Below are 16,184 nucleotides of genomic sequence, written 5' to 3' on the forward strand. Positions count from 1 at the left end.
GAAGCCATGAACGACGTCGTAAATTCCTCCGCCGGCAACCCCGGCACCGTCAACGCGGCAGGTGTCTCCATCAAGGACCTGCGCAAGTCCTACGGCACCAACGAGGTGCTCAAGGGCATCAGCCTGGACGTAAAGCCCGGTGAAGTGGTGTGCCTGATCGGCCCGTCCGGCTCCGGCAAGTCCACCCTCCTGAGGTGCGTCAACCTCCTGGAGCAGCCCAATGAGGGCAACATCCACGTGGGCGGCTTCGAAGCCACGAACCCCGAAGTGGACATCGACAGGATGCGCCGCAAGGTGGGCATGGTGTTCCAGCAGTTCAACCTGTTCCCGCACCTGGATGCCAAGCGGAACTGCACCATCGCCCAAACCAAGGTGCTCAAGCGCTCCCAGGCCGAGGCGGACAAGGTGGCGCAGCACAACCTGGAGCGCGTTGGGCTGGGGCACCTGTCCGACCGTTTCCCGGACCAGCTCTCCGGCGGCCAGCAGCAGCGCGTGGCCATTGCCAGGGCGCTGAGCATGAACCCCGAGCTGATGCTCTTCGACGAGCCCACCTCTGCGCTGGACCCCGAGACCGTTGGCGATGTCCTCTCCGTTATGCGGAACCTGGCCAAGGAAGGCATGACCATGCTGGTGGTGACCCACGAGATGGGCTTCGCCCGCGAAGTGGCCGACCGCGTGGTCTTCATGGACGGCGGCGTCGTGGTGGAGGAGGGCGTGGCCGAACGGGTCATCTCCGCTCCCACCCAGCCCCGCACCAAGGAATTCCTGCGCCGCGTCCTGGATCCGACGCACATCGAGATCGAGGAGTAGGCCCGCCTGAACGTAGGACACGGAATCGGCCCGCGGACACTCATTCTTGGGTGTCCCCGGGCCGATTCTGCGTCCCGGGTCCTTTACCGCGTCCTGATGAGGACCTTGGACGTCGGGGTACGCCGGCGCGGGACAGCATGCCTTCCAGTTCTCCTCTCCACAGGTCATTCCACACCCACCAGACTACATTCCGTCCGGTTGCCCGGATCCGGTCCTCCCGCAGCTTTTCGTCCACCACAACCTGCCCGGGCGTCCGCCCTTTGAGGTACTCCGGCTTGAGGTACTTTTCGATGCCATCGAACTCCCCCACGGTCCTGCTGCCTTCCCAGTAGAAGTCAGCGAAAGCCCCACGGCCAACGGAAGTCCGAACCTCATATTGCAGGATGGGTGCCTCGAAGCCAGCCATATGAATGAGCCCGCGGCTATACGATTCGCCCGCAGACCCGGACCGGAAATCAGCAAACTCCACCGCCGACCTGACACGCCGCTCAGCTGCAGCGGAATATCGCCCGGCCATGGCTGCGAGAAGTTCAGTCTTTGTGAGCGCCGGAAGGCCCCGGGCCGGGTCCGGCCTTAACACGTAATCCAGTGGAACCGCAGCCTCGGCAAACGGGACGGTTGCCGCAATATCAAGCACCGTGGTTTGACGCGAGGTAACGGACAGACCGTCCACGATTTCGGCGTCGAGCATTCCCGGTTCAACTAGATGCCTCCGAATACCCGCGCGGGACCTGCCGCCTCCCCGGAAGAGCGTAAGGGCGTGGATGGGCTGGCCCCGCTGGATAGTGGGAATACCCCAGACTGAGGCGGCGGAATGAAGCGAGAAGGTTACCGGGAGGATGGCAGTTTCAGCTACCGCTTCGATCCGTAGCCGGTAGCGCTGCCATACGGCGAGCCCAGCCCAGGCAGACGCCTCGACGTAGACACCCTGCCGAATCCGCACCAACGAACCTGCCTTTACTGCGGCAGGCAGCGGGCGGGTACTCGCGCCGACCTCGGCCAAGTGTCGCGTCAGGATAAGACGGGGAAGAGGATTCATACCCAAACGGTCGCACCACCGCGAAGGGCCGGGTAAGGCACCGAGCCCCGTATGTGGACAGCCCGCCATGCCGCCGGATGCAGGTTCGGTCCGAAGACACGCGTTAATCCGCGTCCGTGGACCGAAACCGCGTCGCGGAAGCTACCCTGCGAGGACTCCCGTGACCGCGGCGGACACAGCTGCCTTGATGCGGGCGTGCAGGGCGCGGAGACTGTGGCGGTCAGTCCGCACCTCGATGATGCTGCGGCCCTCGATCGGGGGGACGAGCGCCTCGGCGAGTGCCGCCGTCGTGCTTACCGAGCAATGCCCGACGCCGTACGCTGCGGCGAGTGCCGCGAGGTCCACTGTGTGCGGGGTGCCGAAGAGGCGTTCGACGGCGTCCCCGTACGTCCCTGCTTCGCGCACTGCACCGTGCTCCAGCAGGTCGAAGATGGCGCCGCCGGAGTCGTTAAGCACCACGATCCGGAGCGGCGGCTGGGCCTCCCCGGAGCCGAGGAGCAGGCCGCCGGCGTCGTGCAGGAAGGTGACGTCGCCCAGCAGTAGGGTGGTTTGCTGCCGGCCGCCGAGGGCTATTCCGGTGGCGGTGGAGATGGTTCCGTCGATCCCGGAGAGGCCGCGGCTGGCGTACACGGTTGCGGCAGGTTCGGCTGCGGGCAGGCCTGCGAGGTCCACGTCGCGGATGCCGTTGGAGGAACCGAGCACCAGCTGACCATGCGACTGCTGCCACACGAGTGCGCCCACGGACGGCCCCGTGGCGGCGGCCTCCCTCGCCAGGACCTGGTCGAGGGCATGCTGCGCGGCGGACCCTGCCAGGAGCCAGGCATCCAGCCAGGACGAAGGCCCACGGCCAGCGAAATCGGCGAGCTCGGCCAGGCTTTCCAGCGGCAGTTCCGTGCGACGGCCGGGCTCGTACCAGGCCACCGGAACCGGCTGGTACAGCGCAGACGGCACCTCCGCCCGGGCCAACAGCGAAGCAACAGGCCGGGACAGCGTCGGCCGGCCGAAGAGCACCACGCGTTCGACCGGCTGCGAAGATTCCGGCCCAAAATGCTCCAGCAACAGCCTGTACGGGCCCACGGCGTTCGGGCCAAAACGGGCGTTCGAGGACGGCTCCGCGAGCAGCGGCAGGCCGTGGGCGCGCGCGAAGGCTTCGGCGACGGGACCGGCGTCGTGCCCCGCCAACACCACGGTGCGCCGTTCCTCCAGGCCACCGGGGGCTGGCGGAAGGTCCATGGTGAGGGGGTCTGTGCCGATGCGGAACTTAGGCCGGGCGGTCGCCGCGGGAAGCTTCTCCCCCGGCGCGGGAACCAGCGGGTCGCGGAACGCAAGGTTGAGCTGGACAGGGCCCGGAGCGAGGTCGGAGAACGCACCGGTGGCGGCGGAGATCGCGGTCTCGACGGCGCGCAGCGGGCTGGTGCCGGCCTCGATGTCGGCGGCGAAGCGCACGTGCTCGCCGAACAGGTCCAGTTGGATGGTTGTCTGGTTGGCGCCGGTGCCGCGCAGCTCCTCCGGGCGGTCGGCGGACAACACCACAAGCGGGACGGCGGCGTGGTTGGCCTCCATCACGGCAGGCATCAGGTTTCCGACGGCGGTGCCGGACGTGGTGAGGACGGCTGCCGGGGAGCCGGTGGACAGGGCAAGGCCCAAGGCTGTGAAGCCGGCGGAACGTTCATCGATCCGTACCAGCAGTTCCACTTTCCCCGCTGCCGACGCTTCGGCCAGTGCGTACGCCATGGGAGCCGAGCGGGAACCAGGCGAGACCACCACGTACTCGACGCCGCCGTCGATCAGCGCGCTGACTGCGATCCGCGCCGCCTCAACCGAGCCCAGGGATGGCGTTTCGGACGGCGTGGAGGCGTCGTCGGATGCGGGATGGAGGGTGGAGTCGTTCGGCGAAGTCACCGGTCCAGTCTGCCACCCCTCCGACGCTCTCTCACTTCCTGTCGGTTAAAACCAAACGCTCTCTCACTCGCCGCCCAGCCCGGGACGAAAAGTGAGAGAGCGTCGGCCAAAAACGAGCAGGAGCGCAGCGAGGCACTTAGCCGCGGAACACCTGGACCACTGACGGACGCGGGGCCCGCGCCTGGCCGGGTGCCGGCGTCGTGCCTGCCGGGACGTAATCCGGGAAGTACGAGTTCGGGGCTTCGAAAGTGCCGTCTTCGCCCGGGTGCTGGACCGAGACGAAAACGGTGCGCTCGTCGTCGTGGATGATGGGTCCGCAGGTCTCGGCATCGCGCGGGACGGCGAGGAACTGCTCCACCTTGCCGCGCTCGGCGCCCTCGAGGGTGACCTTGAAGAGTCCGTCCGCCCGGCCGATGCCGGAGGGAGCGCCGTCAGTGGAGATCCAGAGGTTGCCCACGGAGTCGAATGCCAGGTTGTCCGGGCAGGAGATAGGCGAAACCTTGTCCACCGGGAAGCCGGAGAAATAGGTGACGTCACCCTGGGCCGGATCGCCGCAGACCATCAGCAGGTTCCAGGTGAAGGCCGTGGAGGTCTGGTCGCCGGTTTCGGTGATTTCCACAATGTGGCCGTCACGGTTCTGGTTGCGCGGGTTGACCTCGTTGGCGCCCTCGTTCGTACCGGTGCCGCGGTTGGAGTTGTTGGTGCAGGCCACGTAGACCTTGCCCGTGTGCAGGCTCGGCTCGACGTCCTCGGCCCGGTCCATCTTGGTGGGGCCCACTTTGTCCGCGGCGAGGCGGGTGTAGACGAGGACCTCTTCGACGGACATGCCCGGCACGGCGGACTTGCCATCCAGCACCAGCGGCAGCCACTCGCCCGTGCCATCGAAGGCACCGTCCGCCGGGACCGCGCCGGTTCCGGTGATTTCGGCGGCGGGTGAGTTGCCGGTGAACCTGGCCACGTAGAGGCTGCCGGCGGAGAGCAGCGTCATGTTGTGTGCCCGGTCGCCCTCGCGGTATTTGTCACGGGAAACGAACTTGTAGAGGTAGTCGAAGCGCTCGTCATCGCCGGAGTAGGCCACCACGTGCCCGGACTTGGCGATGATGACGTTGGCGCCCTCGTGCTTGAAGCGGCCCAGCATCGAGTGCTTCTTCGGCGTGGAAGTGGGGTCGAACGGATCAACTTCCACGATCCAGCCGAAGCGGTTAGCTTCGTTCTCATAGCCGGGGTTGCGGGTGTCCCAGCGCGGTTCGTCCAGTTCCCACTGGCGGGCGGTGGGCTTGGACGTGATGCCGTAGCGCTTGTCGCCGGCGGAAGTGCCGTTGCCCACGAAGTAGCCCTGGAAGTTTTCTTCGCCGGACAGGATGGTGCCCCACGGGGTGGTGCCGCCCGCGCAGTTGCCCAGGGTTCCCTTGATGGCGCGGCCGGACGGGTCGGCGATGGTCTTCACCAGTGCGGAGCCGGCGGCCGGACCGGTCAGTTCGTACACCGTGGAGTTCAGGTAGCGGCGGTTCAGCCCGGCGCCCTTGACGTAGGTCCACGGCTTGGTCTTGTTCTTGCGCTCCAGCTCCACCACGGACAGGCCGTGCGCGGCTGCCCCCACAGCGCGCACCTGGTCTGCCGGCATGGTGGGCGGGAACATGATGGCGTCGTTGGTGTACTCGTGGTTGGAGAACAGCACGGCGCGGCGGCCCTTGCTGCCCGGGATCTCCAGGATGTCGGTGTAGTCGTTGTTGTAACCGAACTGCTTTTCCTGTGCCGCGGCGGTCTGGTTGTTCAGGTCGAATGCCGGAGCGTCGTTGAAGATCGGGTCACCCCAGCGGATGACCGGCTGCCACGTGAAGCCTTCCGGCACGGTGACGGCGTCGACGGCGGCATCCACCGAGGGGATGGCCGTGAACTGAAGCTTGGACTTGCCGAAGCCCTCTTTGGCCGCCTTGGACAGGCCGGCGGCGGCTGCGGGCTCAGCGGACGTGACGGCAGAACCGAGGACGACGGCGAGCGCACCGGCGGCGCCGAAGCCGAGGGCGGCGCGGCGGGACATGGTCGCGGAGGCGATGTCGCGGAAGTAGCTGTTGGAACTGGTGTTGCAGACGTCGCCGGCGCAGGCGTTGTCGCACTTCAGAGCGCAGGTGACGGCGCTGCGCTTGCCCTTGGTATGGCCGAGCATCGGCAGCAGGGCGAATTTGCGGGCAGTCGTTTCAGACATGGGGGGGCCTTCCAGGGAATCGATGCGGTTTTCCCACCCTGTCAGCCGGTTCCGACGCGCAGCCGTCCGTCAGGTGAAGCTCTGGTTAACCGGCGGTGACCTGCAGGGATACCCCCTTCGATTGCTCCGTAAGCGCCGTTGTGGGCCCTGAAAACGGCGCTTACGGAGCAATCGATGCAGCCACGAGCGCGTGGACGCGGCGGAGCCGGGCCAGCCACCAGTCCCGGCGTTCCGCGGGGGCCGCGTACCGCTCCAGCAGCCCGGCGTCAGCGGACACATCGCGGAGGCGGATGGCGCCGTCGTCGGCCACCAGCGGATCCGTCGTGACGTCAGAGGCAAACAGGGACACCGTCCCTAGCCCGCACGCATACGGAAGCTCCGGCAGGGAGGCCGCCAAGGCCAGCCCGGCGCGGATCCCCACGGAGGTATCCAGTGCGGAACTCACGACGGCGGGAAGCCCTGCCTGGGCCACGATATCCAGCGCGCGCCGCACTCCACCGAGCGGCGCCACCTTCACCACGATCAGATCCGCAGCGCCGGCCCGGGCCACCAGCAGGGGGTCGGATTCCTTGCGCACGCTTTCGTCGGCGGCGATCAGCACGGGGATACCGGCGGCCCGCAAAAGCGATCGAACTTCGGCGAGGCCCTCAATCGTGGGCACTGGCTGCTCGGCATACTCGAGCCCGACGGCGGCGAGCCGGGTCAGTGCCTGCACGGCGGCAGGCACGTCCCACGCGCCGTTGGCGTCCACGCGGATGGCCGCCCGGGGCAGAAGGGAACGGACGGCATCGAGGCGGGCGGCGTCGTCGTCGAGCGTCTGTCCGCGCTCCGCCACCTTGACCTTGACGGCGTCCACCCGGCCGAACCGGGCCAGCAGTTCCGGGACCCGGTCCGCGGAAATGGCTGGAATCGTGGCGTTCACCGGAATCGTTGACCGAAGGGACGCCGGGAAGCCGTCCCAGCCGGCCTCGATGGCGGCGGCGAGCCAGCGGGACGCCTCGGCGTCCCCGTATTCAGGGAACGGGCAGAACTCGCCCCAACCGGCCGGACCGTGCAGCAGCAGGGCCTCGCGCTCCGTGATGCCGCGGAACTTCACCCGCATGGGCAAGCTGACTACATACGCAGACGCGAGCAGTTCGTCCAGGAAGGGAAGGGCGGCAGGCGGCATGCCTTCACTGTACCGGCGGCGCTCAGCCAAAAGCCCTTCCAACGCATATCCATATGGGTATACAATTTCGATATGGCACGGGCAGCAACAACGGCAGATGCATTCAACGCGGTGGCTGAGCCACGCCGTCGGGAGATCCTGGACGCCCTCGCCCAGGGCGAGCGTCCCGTTAACGAACTTGTGGACCTGCTTGGCCTGGCCCAGCCGCACGTATCACGGCACCTGCGCGTCCTGCGCGAGGTAGGGGCCGTGGACGTGCGCGACGAAGGCCGGCAACGGGTCTACCGGCTCAATCCGCAGGCCCTGAAGCCCATCCACGACTGGGTTGCCAGCTACCAGCATCTCTGGGAGGAGCGGTTCGATCTCCTGGAGGACGTGCTGGAGGACCTCAAAGAGCAAGAAAACTAGGCAAAGGAGCAGGGCAATGGCACAGGCAAGCAGCGGGACCATGGACGTCACCTTCCCCAGCGATGAGGAAATCCTGATCACTCGAACCCTCAACGCACCCCGGCACCTGGTCTACAGGGCCTGGACCACCCCTGAACTTGTCAGGAAGTGGTGGCCTGGCCGGCGGGGCGAGATGACGATGATGGAAATGGACTTCCGGGTGGGCGGCGCCTGGCGTTACGTCATGGTGGCGCACGGCGAATTCGAGGTGGCCTTCCACGGGACGTACCGGGAGATAGTGCCGAACGAACGGATCGTGAACACGGAGGTCATGGAGATGCCTGGCACCGCACCGGACAGCGAAGACGGAGCCGTGGTGAACACGGTTACCTTCGAAGAGGCCGACGACGGCGCCACCACGGTCAGGATCCGCACCGACGCGGGCAGCAAGGAAGTCCGGGACATGATTGCGCAGTCCGGCATGGAAGGCGGGGTGCGCGAGCAGTTCGAAATCATCGAGGAGCTGGCGGCGTCCCTCACCTGACGCCCTCCGCACCCCAACTGAGTAGCAGCAGATGTCGTTTTGAGGCTCCATAACGACATCTGCTGCTACTCAGTTGGGTGGTCGGGGCATCCCTCACACGCGTTAGGTAGACTGCGAGAAACACAGCTGTCCGGAGGGTCCCCATCATGAATCGCAAAGCCACAGCCTTGGACGTCGCCAAACTCGCCGGAGTGTCCCGCAGCGCTGTGTCGCTGGTACTCAACGGCCGCGGCGACGGGAACGTGGCGAAGGAGAGCCAGGACCGGATCCGCGAAGCTGCCGCCGCCCTGAACTACACGCCCAACACCATCGCCGTGAGCCTCCGGAACCGCCGGTCGCGCATCATCGGGATCGTCTCAGACCAGGTGGTCACCAGCCCCTTCGACGGCAACATCATCGCAGGCGCCGACGCCGTGGCCAGAACCCAGGGTTTTGTCACCGTGGTGATGGACACGGAGCTGGACGAGGCCCGCGACGAGGGGGCCGTCGCCACGCTGCTGGACCGCCAGGTGGACGGGCTGATGTATGTCACGGTGGGCTTGCGCCCCCTGCACGTCCCGCCCAACATGCTGAGCGTGCCGTCGGTGCTGGCAAACTGCTTCGATGACCGCCCGGACGCCGGTGTTCCCGCCGTCATTCCCGACGAGGTCCGCGGCGGCAGGGAGGCGGCCAAGCACCTGCTGGAGTTGGGCCACAGGGACATCGCGTTCCTGGCGGGCGACAACCTCACGCCCGCTGCCCCACGCCGTATCCAAGGCCACCGCGGCGCGTTTGAGGCCGCCGGCCTGCCGGTTCCTTCGGGCCGGATCCTCCAGGTGGGCTGGGACATCGACGCCGGTTTCCACGGGGCCATGAAACTCCTGGACGGGGTGGCCGCGGACCGCCCCACCGCGATCGTCTGCGCCAACGACCGGCTGGCCATCGGCGTGGTGCTCGCTGCCAACCGGCTGGGCCTTTCCATCCCGCAGGATCTCTCAGTCATGGGCTACGACGACGAATTCCGCATTGCCTCAACCATGGTCCCGGCGCTCACCACCATGGCCCTGCCGCTGCGTGAGATGGGGGAGGCTGCGATGACCGGGCTGCTCCAGGAGCTGGCAGCGGAGCCCCAGCGCAACGATGGCACCCCAGGCGAGGACGTGAAGCCTGCCTGGCGCCAACCGATCGAGACCCTGGTACCGGGCCGCCTGGTGGTCCGCGAATCCACGGGACCGGTCCCCGCCGGCCGGGGCTGACGCCGACCGGCAGGGACCACCAACGGCCCCTACTTTGGCTGTTCCAGCTGCCACACAGTGGCGGCAGCACCCGCCGGCAACTGCAGGACCCACCGTTCGCCGGGGGCCGGGTACGCCCGCAGCGTAGTAGCCACGGCACCGGTCCGGTAAACCTCCACAAGCGACGCGTCCACAAACACCCGGAGCTCCTCCCCTGCGGCCAGCGCACCGCTGAACACCACCTGGCGGGAGGCATCCGTGCCGTCCCCGGCCACCAGGGAAAGTTCGACGACGGCGTCCGCGGCCAGCGCGGCCGGCCCGCCGGAGTGGGCGGTCACCACAGCCTCGGCAAACGGCGGCAGCACAACATTCCCGTCCGCCTGGACAGCCACCTGGGAGCCCCGGTAGGCATCCACTTCCGGTGCCGGTGCCACGGCCAGCGCCCCGTCCACGACCGACAGCAGCCGCGGGTGGGTCAGCACGCCTGCCCAGCCTGCAGCGTCGATCTCGTCTTGGCTCCGGCCGCGCCGGCCATCCCGACCCGGCCCTTCGTTGGCCCACCCCCACAGCATCGCCTTCGGTTCGGCAGCAGCACCGGCAGCAGGGCCATCCTGCAACTGCAGGATCTGGGGCGCGTAGAAGTCCCGGCCCAGGTCCGACTTCCCGCCGGCTTTGGGGGAAAATACGGGCAGCCCGGTGGCGGGGTCCTCGGCCAGCGAGCCGATCAAGTGGCCCACCCCGTTGGCGTGCTCGTGCTGATCACCGGCCAGCCACAGCGAGAACATCATCACCCACGCATCCTGGCAAGAATCGTCGCCCCGGGAACTGGCCGGCACGTGCACCAGCTGCGGGCATTCCCAGATCTCGGCCGGAGTGTGGGCAGCAGCGACCGGGTTTTCGGAGGTCAGCCAGATGCCCTGGTATTTCCAGTCGGACAGATCCTCCACCGTGTACAGCAGCAGGGCCGCGTGGCCGGAAGCGAGGCCGGCACCCTGCATGGCGTAGCGCTTGCCGTTGAAGCGGAAGATGAACGGGTCCCGGACTGCCGTCACCTGCGGGTCGGCCGGCATGGACGCGGCGACGTGCCCGTCCTGTGTCCAGTGCACCAGGTCCGCGGAACCACGGGAGATGACCACCTGGGAGTGGCCACCGTCGCCGCGCACGCCCGAGTACGCAGCGGTGGGGACACCGCCGTCGTCCGTAACCACACCCGTCCAGCAGCCGTACTCGTCCGGCCCGCCGTCCTGCGGCCTCAAAGCAACCGGGTGTTCGTCCCAGCGCACCAGGTCGGCGGAGCTGACGTGGCCCCACGCGATCCGGTGGTGCCGGGCGGACTCGGGGTTGTACTGGAAAAAGACGTGGTACCGGCCGTTGACGTGGCTGACGCCGTTTGGGTCGTTTATCCAGCCTTGGGCGGGGCGGGGGTGGAATTGCGGGAACGCTGGGTCCGGGTGGGCCGCGGCCAGGCTGGCGAAGTTGGTGGCGGCAAGGTCCGGGGATGACATGGAAAGTGAGCCTTTCAGAAGGGTGGAGAAGTTATTTGCCGCTGCCGGCGGTGAGACCGTCCTGCAGCGCCCGCTGGCCGAAGATGAAGACCACCAGGGCCGGAATCATGGAAAGGACCACGCCTGCCAGGACCACCGAGATGCTGCCCGTGCCCAGGTTTCCCTGGAGTGAGACGAGGCCCAGCGGAAGGGTGAAGTTCCGCTCCGAGATGGTCATGATGAGGGGGCGGAAGAACTCGTTCCAGTGGAAGTTGAAGGCCAGGATGCCAACAATTGCCATGCCCGGGACGGCCAGGGGCGCGTAGACGGAGCGGAAGGTCCGCCACGGCGTGGCTCCGTCGATCGCCGCAGCTTCCGCGAGGTCGGTGGGCAGCCCCAGGAAGTACTGGCGCATCAGGAAGGTGCCGAACGCCGTCGGAATGGCGGGCAGGATCAGGGCCAGGAGGGTGTCCGAGAGGCCCATGCCGCGGATCAGCATAAACACCGGCACGATGGTCACCTGGACCGGGACCATCATGGTGGCCAGCACGATCGAGAACAGAGCCCCCCGGCCGCGGAACTTGAGGTTGGCGAAGGCATAGCCAGCCATCGCGGCGGTAACCATCTGGCCGACCGCGATGAGTCCGGTGACCAGGGCACTGTTCAGCACCAGGATAAGGATGTCCAACTGCTGGAAGACCTGCGCGTAGGACGTGAAGTCCGGGTTCAGGGGGAAGAACGACGGCGGCAGCTTGAACGATTCCGACGGCGTCCGAAGCGACGTGGACAGGGTCCACAGAACCGGGCCCAGGGTTAGGGCTGCCGCGAAGGTCAGCAGGACAACCCGGACGGCCAGGTTCCAGTTCGGCTTGCGGCGTGGCCGGGCGGGATTACCGGGGGCCGTGCGGGCCGATACCCGCTCTGTAGTGGTAGACATGGCTGGCCTTACTGGTAGAAGACGAATCGTTTGCTGAGCCGGAACTGCGCGGCTGTGATGGCCATGATGATCAGGGTGAGGATCACGCCGATGGCCGAGGCCTGGCCGAATTCCAGGCGCTGGAACGCTGACTCGAAGATCACCATCACGGCGGTGCGGGTGGAATCTCCGGGGCCGCCGCGTGTCAGCACGTACGGCTGGTCGAACACCTGGAGCGCGCTGATCATGGCCATGACCGAGGCCAGCAGGGTGGTGGGGCTCAGCAGCGGCAGGGTGACGTAGACCTGCTTGCGCCACCCGGTGGCGCCATCCAGGGAGGCCGCCTCGTAGGTTTCGGCGGGAATGGAGGCCAGCCCGCCGATGAACAGCAGGAACGAGAACCCGAAGTTCTGCCACACATAGACCAGGATGACGACGGCGGCGGACCCGCCGGGGGTGGTCAGCCACGGCACCGCGGGGATGCCTGCGAGGGACAGGAACCAGTTGACCACGCCGAACTGCTCGTTGAAGAGGTAGCGCATGAAGATGGACACCGACGCGGCCGACAGGATCAGCGGGAAGAAGAACGCTGAACGGAAGAAGGTCCGCAGCCACGACGGCATCTTCTCCTGCACCATGACCGCGAGCGCCAGGGCCAGGCCCAGTTGGAGGGCCACGGCCACCACCACAAAGGCGATCGTGTTCAGGAAGGACACCCGGACCGTGGGGTCCTGGACCACTTCGGCGAAGTTGTCAAAGCCCACGAACGTCGGGGCGGAAATGATGTCCCAGCGGAAGAACGCCAGGACCACCGACGCAATGATGGGCACCAGGGTGAACAGGCCCATGCCCACGATGGTGGGGGCAAGGAAGATCCAGGCCAGCCAGCGTTGGCTGTGCCGCCCGGATGCAGCGGCCGCCGCCCCGGGGGAAGCCGGGCTGGCGGCCTGCTTTGGCCGCTCCCGGCGAGGGATGGTGGTGCTCATGACTGCCTCCTCAGGGCAATTTCAAGATCGCGCTGCATGGACTCGAGGGCCTGCTTGAGCTGGCGTTCGTCTCCGCTGACGGCGAGCGAGACGTTCTTCATCAGGGCCGTTTCGACGGCGGCCTGCTGGGGCGGTGCCGGAATGGGCCCGGTAGTGGGGAACTTGTCCAGCGTGTCGTAGAAGACCTTCCAGTGGGCCGGGCCTTTGCCCGCGTACAGGGCTTCGTCGACCATGGAACGGCGGGCCGGCGTGGTCACGGGATTGGGGAAGATCAGCTCCATGGCCTCGCGGGAGGCACTGAACTTGATCCATTCCCAGGCGGCGTCCTTGTCCTTGGCCGTCTTCATGATGGCGTATCCGGCCGTGCCGAACTGGTGCCGCTGGGTCCGCCATTTGGGGAAGAAGGCCACGTCGAAGTCGTTCTCCTTCATGCCTGCCTCGTGCAGGCCCTGGACCCAGTAGCCCCCGGCCGGGGTGGTTCCGATCCGGTTGGAGGCGAACAATCCCACCAGGGAACCGCCGCCGCCCTCCTCCGGGCGGACGCCCAGCCCGTCCTTGACCAGGCCACGCAGGTAGTCGAACGTCTCGAACACGCGTGGGTCATCGGCGTTGGGCTCGAGCCACTGGTAGCCGCCGGAGCGCAGGCTGCGGGAGGGATCGTTGGCGTAGAAGCTGTCCCAGAGCCAGTCACCCCCGGCGGACCGGGTTTCCTTCAGGAAGCTGGTGTCGTTGGCGTAGAGCCAGGGCACCACGCCGCCGAAGAGCCTGTTGGTCCAGTAATAAGGGGTGAAATCTGACGGCCGGGCTTTACGCATGGCGGCGAGGCCGTTGCGGAAGTCCACGTTGGTCCAGTCATCTGCCGGGCGTTGCAGCCCCGCCTGGGCGAAGGCGGCGGTGTTGTAGTACATGTTGGCGGCGTTCCAGTCCATGGGGAGCTGGAACAGGCTGCCCTTGTACATGAAGGCCTCCACGAGGCTCGGGTGGACGTCGGCGAAGAACTCTGTCATGTCCGCGGCGTCGCGGCGCAGGTATTCGTCCAGTGGATGGGCCAGCTTGTCGGCGAAGAGCTGGGCGCCTTCGGTGGCAACGTAGACAACGTCCGGCGGCGTGCCGGCGGCCACCATGGTGAGGATCTTGGTAAAGAAGTCTTTCCAGTCCACGGCCTGGATGGCCTGGACTTTGACCCGGATATCCGGGTGGAGGCGGGTGAACGCGTCGATGGCCCGCTGGCGGGCGGCGGCATCGGCGGCGGTTCCCAAGATGGCAATGCTGAGGCTGTTGTCCCCTCGCCCGGGTATGTCGGTTCCGGAAAGCCGTGGCCACGACGCCACGGTTGCTCCCACAATTCCTACTCCCAGGGCGCCAAGGGCGGTCCGGCGTGAGATTTCACGCAGGCCAGTGGTGGCACCGGTCATAACAAATTCCTTCCTAACACGTGTTAGGTAGCTTAGATCCTTGACCTAACACGTGTCAAGCATCACGTTAAGTGACGTTCCCATGCCCGCCTTCGAGGCACCCCGCCACCCTCACCCAACTAGGTAGCAGCAGATGCTGTTTTGAGCCTCCAAAACAGCATCTGCTGCTACTTAGTTGGGATGGAAGCCAGACCGCACGCCTAATGTTGTAACAGTTGTTACACTCCAAGGTGTGACTTCACTTGAACAGGTTTCCTGGCTTGTAATGCTCGTGCAGGTTCCGTCGGAGCCGTCGCGGCATCGCGTGGCAGTGTGGCGCGAGCTCAGGCGATTCGGCGCAGTCCCCGTCGGCCAGGGCGCTTGGACCGCTCCAGACGTTCCCGCCTGCCGCGAGGGTGCAATGAAGGCCAAGGAGCTGGCTCAGGCGGGCATGGGCGAACTGCTGCTGCTCACTACCGGACCGGCCGACGACGACGCGGGCCGCCTGCGCCAACTGTTCCATGCCGCTCGTGCGGACGAGTGGGCCGAGTTCATCGCCGACTGCGGCAAGTTCACAGACGAAATCGCCAAGGAGATCGCCAAGCAGAAACTCACCCTTGCCGAGCTCGAAGAGGAAGAGCAGAGCCTGGACCGGCTCCGGCGATGGTTCCGGGCGATCCGAAGTAAGGACGTATTCGGCAGCCCCGCGGCGGCGAGCTCAGAGCAAAGCCTCGCTGCCTGCATTGACGCCCTGGACACCTTCGCCGCCCTCGTTTACGGCGAAGTGCACTCGTGACAGGTACCGCCCAGAGCCGCACCACGAGCGCTTCATCCGCCCCTTTGTACGCCGCCGGATTCGTCACTGCGTTCGGCGCGCACAGCATCGCCGCGGGCCTGGGCGCCCAGAGCGACAACATCGGCCTGACGCTGCTCAACCTGGGCATCCTCCTGGCCCTGTACGACATCTCCGAGGTCTTCCTCAAGCCAGTTTTCGGCGCCCTCAGCGACCGGATCGGCGCCAAGCCGGTCATCGTCGGCGGGCTCATGGCCTTTGCAGCATTGTCGCTGATCGGCCTCTGGGCGGCAGACCCGCTGATGTTGGCGCTGGCCCGGCTCGGGCAGGGCGCCGCCGCGTCCGCATTCTCCCCAGCGTCGTCGGCGATGGTTGCCCGGATGGCCCGCGGCGGGAAGGCGGGCACATACTTCGGCAGGTACGGATCGTGGAAGAGCCTTGGCTACATCATCGGGCCGCTGCTGGGTGCCGGCCTGATCTGGGCCGGCGGCTTCGCCCTGCTTTTCGGCACCCTCTCGGCACTCGCGGCAGCCACGGGAATGTGGGTCCTACTGGCCGTTCCGCACCTGGGACCACTCCCCCGCCAGCGCTACACGGTGCTGGACCTCGCACGGCAGGTGGGAGAACGGAGGTTCCTCGTCCCCACACTGGTGCTGGCGGCGTCGACGGCGGCGCTCGGAGCCGCCGTCGGCTTCCTTCCGGCACTGGCCACCCGGCACGGCATGGACGCCGTGGCCGGTACGGCGGCCGTCAGCCTCCTCGCGCTCGGCTCCGTGCTGACCCAGCCGCGGATCGGCAGGATGCGGGACCGGAACGGCATCAGCGACAACAAGGGCACGACGGCGGGACTCCTCCTCATCGCCGCAGGCGTCACACTGTTGGCCGTCGCCCCGGGACCGGTCACCATTTTCATCGCCGCCGCAGCGATCGGAGTGGGCGTCGGCGCGGCCACGCCCCTGGGTTTCGCGCATCTGGCTGACACTACGCCGCTGGAGCGCATGGGCCGCACTATGGGCTCGGCCGAACTCGGGCGGGAACTGGGCGACGCCGGCGGGCCGCTGCTGGTAGGCGGGGTGGCCACCCTCACCGCGCTGCCGTTCGGTCTCGGTGCCCTGGCGCTGCTGATAGCAGTGGCCAGCATCCCCCGCCTCTCCCCGGCGAACGCACCCCCATCCACCTCACGCCCACCCCCACCCAACTAAGTAGCAGCAGATGTCGTTTTGAGCCTTCATAACGACATCTGCTGCTACCTAGTTGTATTGACCACGGACGTTAGTGACGGTCGGCGTGGCTTGGTGACATGAAGAAGACCTCCGAGTGGAGTGGGGCTTGTCTAGAGTC

14 protein-coding genes are annotated in these 16,184 nt (G+C 66.9%); 6 read left to right on the forward strand and 8 right to left on the reverse strand.

Annotated features, from left to right (window positions below):
* Positions 1-6 precede the first annotated feature (6 nt).
* Entirely contained in the window at positions 7-810 is an 804-nt protein-coding gene (locus tag ACLKOZ_RS17620; protein ID WP_436476959.1) for an amino acid ABC transporter ATP-binding protein, read from the forward strand.
* Positions 811-850: 40 nt separating this feature from the next.
* Here the strand turns inward: ACLKOZ_RS17620 and ACLKOZ_RS17625 are convergent, their stop codons facing one another.
* The 4 genes from ACLKOZ_RS17625 to ACLKOZ_RS17640 all read right to left on the reverse strand — a co-directional run bounded on the left by ACLKOZ_RS17625 (position 851) and on the right by ACLKOZ_RS17640 (position 7,125).
* Positions 851-1,849 (reverse strand): hypothetical protein, encoded by a 999-nt coding sequence (locus tag ACLKOZ_RS17625; protein WP_436476961.1) that lies wholly within the window; start codon positions 1,847-1,849, stop codon positions 851-853.
* Positions 1,850-1,990: 141 nt separating this feature from the next.
* On the reverse strand, positions 1,991-3,751 hold the full coding sequence (menD, locus tag ACLKOZ_RS17630) for a 2-succinyl-5-enolpyruvyl-6-hydroxy-3-cyclohexene-1-carboxylic-acid synthase (RefSeq protein WP_436476963.1): 1,761 nt from the start codon (positions 3,749-3,751) through the stop codon (positions 1,991-1,993).
* 136 nt (positions 3,752-3,887) lie between these two features.
* Complete coding sequence (locus ACLKOZ_RS17635) at positions 3,888-5,957, reverse strand: PhoX family protein (RefSeq protein WP_436476965.1); 2,070 nt, start codon at positions 5,955-5,957, stop codon at positions 3,888-3,890.
* A 160-nt stretch (positions 5,958-6,117) separates the two neighbouring features.
* Positions 6,118-7,125, reverse strand: a complete 1,008-nt coding sequence (locus ACLKOZ_RS17640; protein ID WP_436476967.1) for an o-succinylbenzoate synthase — start codon at positions 7,123-7,125, stop codon at positions 6,118-6,120.
* A gap of 72 nt (positions 7,126-7,197) precedes the next feature.
* Between ACLKOZ_RS17640 and ACLKOZ_RS17645 the strand changes: the two genes are divergently transcribed.
* From ACLKOZ_RS17645 to ACLKOZ_RS17655, 3 genes are all read left to right on the forward strand, one after another.
* Positions 7,198-7,533 carry an ArsR/SmtB family transcription factor gene (locus ACLKOZ_RS17645; RefSeq protein WP_436476969.1) on the forward strand — a complete coding sequence of 112 codons (336 nt, stop codon included), beginning with the start codon at positions 7,198-7,200 and terminating at the stop codon, positions 7,531-7,533.
* 16 nt (positions 7,534-7,549) lie between these two features.
* Complete coding sequence (locus ACLKOZ_RS17650) at positions 7,550-8,056, forward strand: SRPBCC family protein (RefSeq protein ID WP_436476971.1); 507 nt, start codon at positions 7,550-7,552, stop codon at positions 8,054-8,056.
* Positions 8,057-8,202: 146 nt separating this feature from the next.
* On the forward strand, positions 8,203-9,291 hold the full coding sequence (locus ACLKOZ_RS17655; RefSeq protein ID WP_436476973.1) for a LacI family DNA-binding transcriptional regulator: 1,089 nt from the start codon (positions 8,203-8,205) through the stop codon (positions 9,289-9,291).
* 29 nt (positions 9,292-9,320) lie between these two features.
* Here the strand turns inward: ACLKOZ_RS17655 and ACLKOZ_RS17660 are convergent, their stop codons facing one another.
* The 4 genes from ACLKOZ_RS17660 to ACLKOZ_RS17675 are packed head-to-tail and all read right to left on the reverse strand — an operon-like array spanning position 9,321 to position 14,071.
* Positions 9,321-10,775: a glycoside hydrolase family 32 protein gene (locus ACLKOZ_RS17660; RefSeq protein WP_436476975.1), complete on the reverse strand. Its 1,455-nt coding sequence runs from the start codon at positions 10,773-10,775 to the stop codon at positions 9,321-9,323.
* 31 nt (positions 10,776-10,806) lie between these two features.
* On the reverse strand, positions 10,807-11,691 hold the full coding sequence (locus tag ACLKOZ_RS17665; RefSeq protein ID WP_436476977.1) for a carbohydrate ABC transporter permease: 885 nt from the start codon (positions 11,689-11,691) through the stop codon (positions 10,807-10,809).
* An 8-nt stretch (positions 11,692-11,699) separates the two neighbouring features.
* The gene (locus ACLKOZ_RS17670; RefSeq protein ID WP_436476979.1) at positions 11,700-12,656 is read right to left on the reverse strand and encodes a carbohydrate ABC transporter permease; all 957 of its coding nucleotides are present in this window, start codon (positions 12,654-12,656) and stop codon (positions 11,700-11,702) included.
* Positions 12,653-14,071, reverse strand: coding sequence for an extracellular solute-binding protein (locus tag ACLKOZ_RS17675; RefSeq protein ID WP_436476981.1), 1,419 nt, complete (start codon positions 14,069-14,071; stop codon positions 12,653-12,655). Before ACLKOZ_RS17675 ends, ACLKOZ_RS17670 begins: the two co-directional genes overlap by 4 nt.
* Positions 14,072-14,303: 232 nt before the next feature.
* Between ACLKOZ_RS17675 and ACLKOZ_RS17680 the strand changes: the two genes are divergently transcribed.
* Positions 14,304-14,846, forward strand: coding sequence for a Chromate resistance protein ChrB (locus tag ACLKOZ_RS17680; protein WP_436476983.1), 543 nt, complete (start codon positions 14,304-14,306; stop codon positions 14,844-14,846).
* Entirely contained in the window at positions 14,843-16,045 is a 1,203-nt protein-coding gene (locus ACLKOZ_RS17685) for an MFS transporter (RefSeq protein WP_436476985.1), read from the forward strand. Before ACLKOZ_RS17680 ends, ACLKOZ_RS17685 begins: the two co-directional genes overlap by 4 nt.
* Positions 16,046-16,184 lie beyond the last annotated feature (139 nt).

The organism is Arthrobacter sp. R4, assembly GCF_051365025.1.
Classification (GTDB): Bacteria; Actinomycetota; Actinomycetes; order Actinomycetales; family Micrococcaceae; genus Arthrobacter.

Coding starts and splice junctions, on each gene's coding strand:
- ACLKOZ_RS17640 (WP_436476967.1), bottom strand. CDS start 7,125: ATGCCGCCTGCCGCCCTTCCCTTCCTGGACGAACTGCTCGCGTCTGCG.
- ACLKOZ_RS17645 (WP_436476969.1), top strand. CDS start 7,198: ATGGCACGGGCAGCAACAACGGCAGATGCATTCAACGCGGTGGCTGAG.
- ACLKOZ_RS17635 (WP_436476965.1), bottom strand. CDS start 5,957: ATGTCTGAAACGACTGCCCGCAAATTCGCCCTGCTGCCGATGCTCGGC.
- ACLKOZ_RS17675 (WP_436476981.1), bottom strand. CDS start 14,071: ATGACCGGTGCCACCACTGGCCTGCGTGAAATCTCACGCCGGACCGCC.
- ACLKOZ_RS17620 (WP_436476959.1), top strand. CDS start 7: ATGAACGACGTCGTAAATTCCTCCGCCGGCAACCCCGGCACCGTCAAC.
- ACLKOZ_RS17670 (WP_436476979.1), bottom strand. CDS start 12,656: ATGAGCACCACCATCCCTCGCCGGGAGCGGCCAAAGCAGGCCGCCAGC.
- ACLKOZ_RS17665 (WP_436476977.1), bottom strand. CDS start 11,691: ATGTCTACCACTACAGAGCGGGTATCGGCCCGCACGGCCCCCGGTAAT.
- ACLKOZ_RS17625 (WP_436476961.1), bottom strand. CDS start 1,849: ATGAATCCTCTTCCCCGTCTTATCCTGACGCGACACTTGGCCGAGGTC.
- ACLKOZ_RS17660 (WP_436476975.1), bottom strand. CDS start 10,775: ATGTCATCCCCGGACCTTGCCGCCACCAACTTCGCCAGCCTGGCCGCG.
- ACLKOZ_RS17655 (WP_436476973.1), top strand. CDS start 8,203: ATGAATCGCAAAGCCACAGCCTTGGACGTCGCCAAACTCGCCGGAGTG.
- ACLKOZ_RS17650 (WP_436476971.1), top strand. CDS start 7,550: ATGGCACAGGCAAGCAGCGGGACCATGGACGTCACCTTCCCCAGCGAT.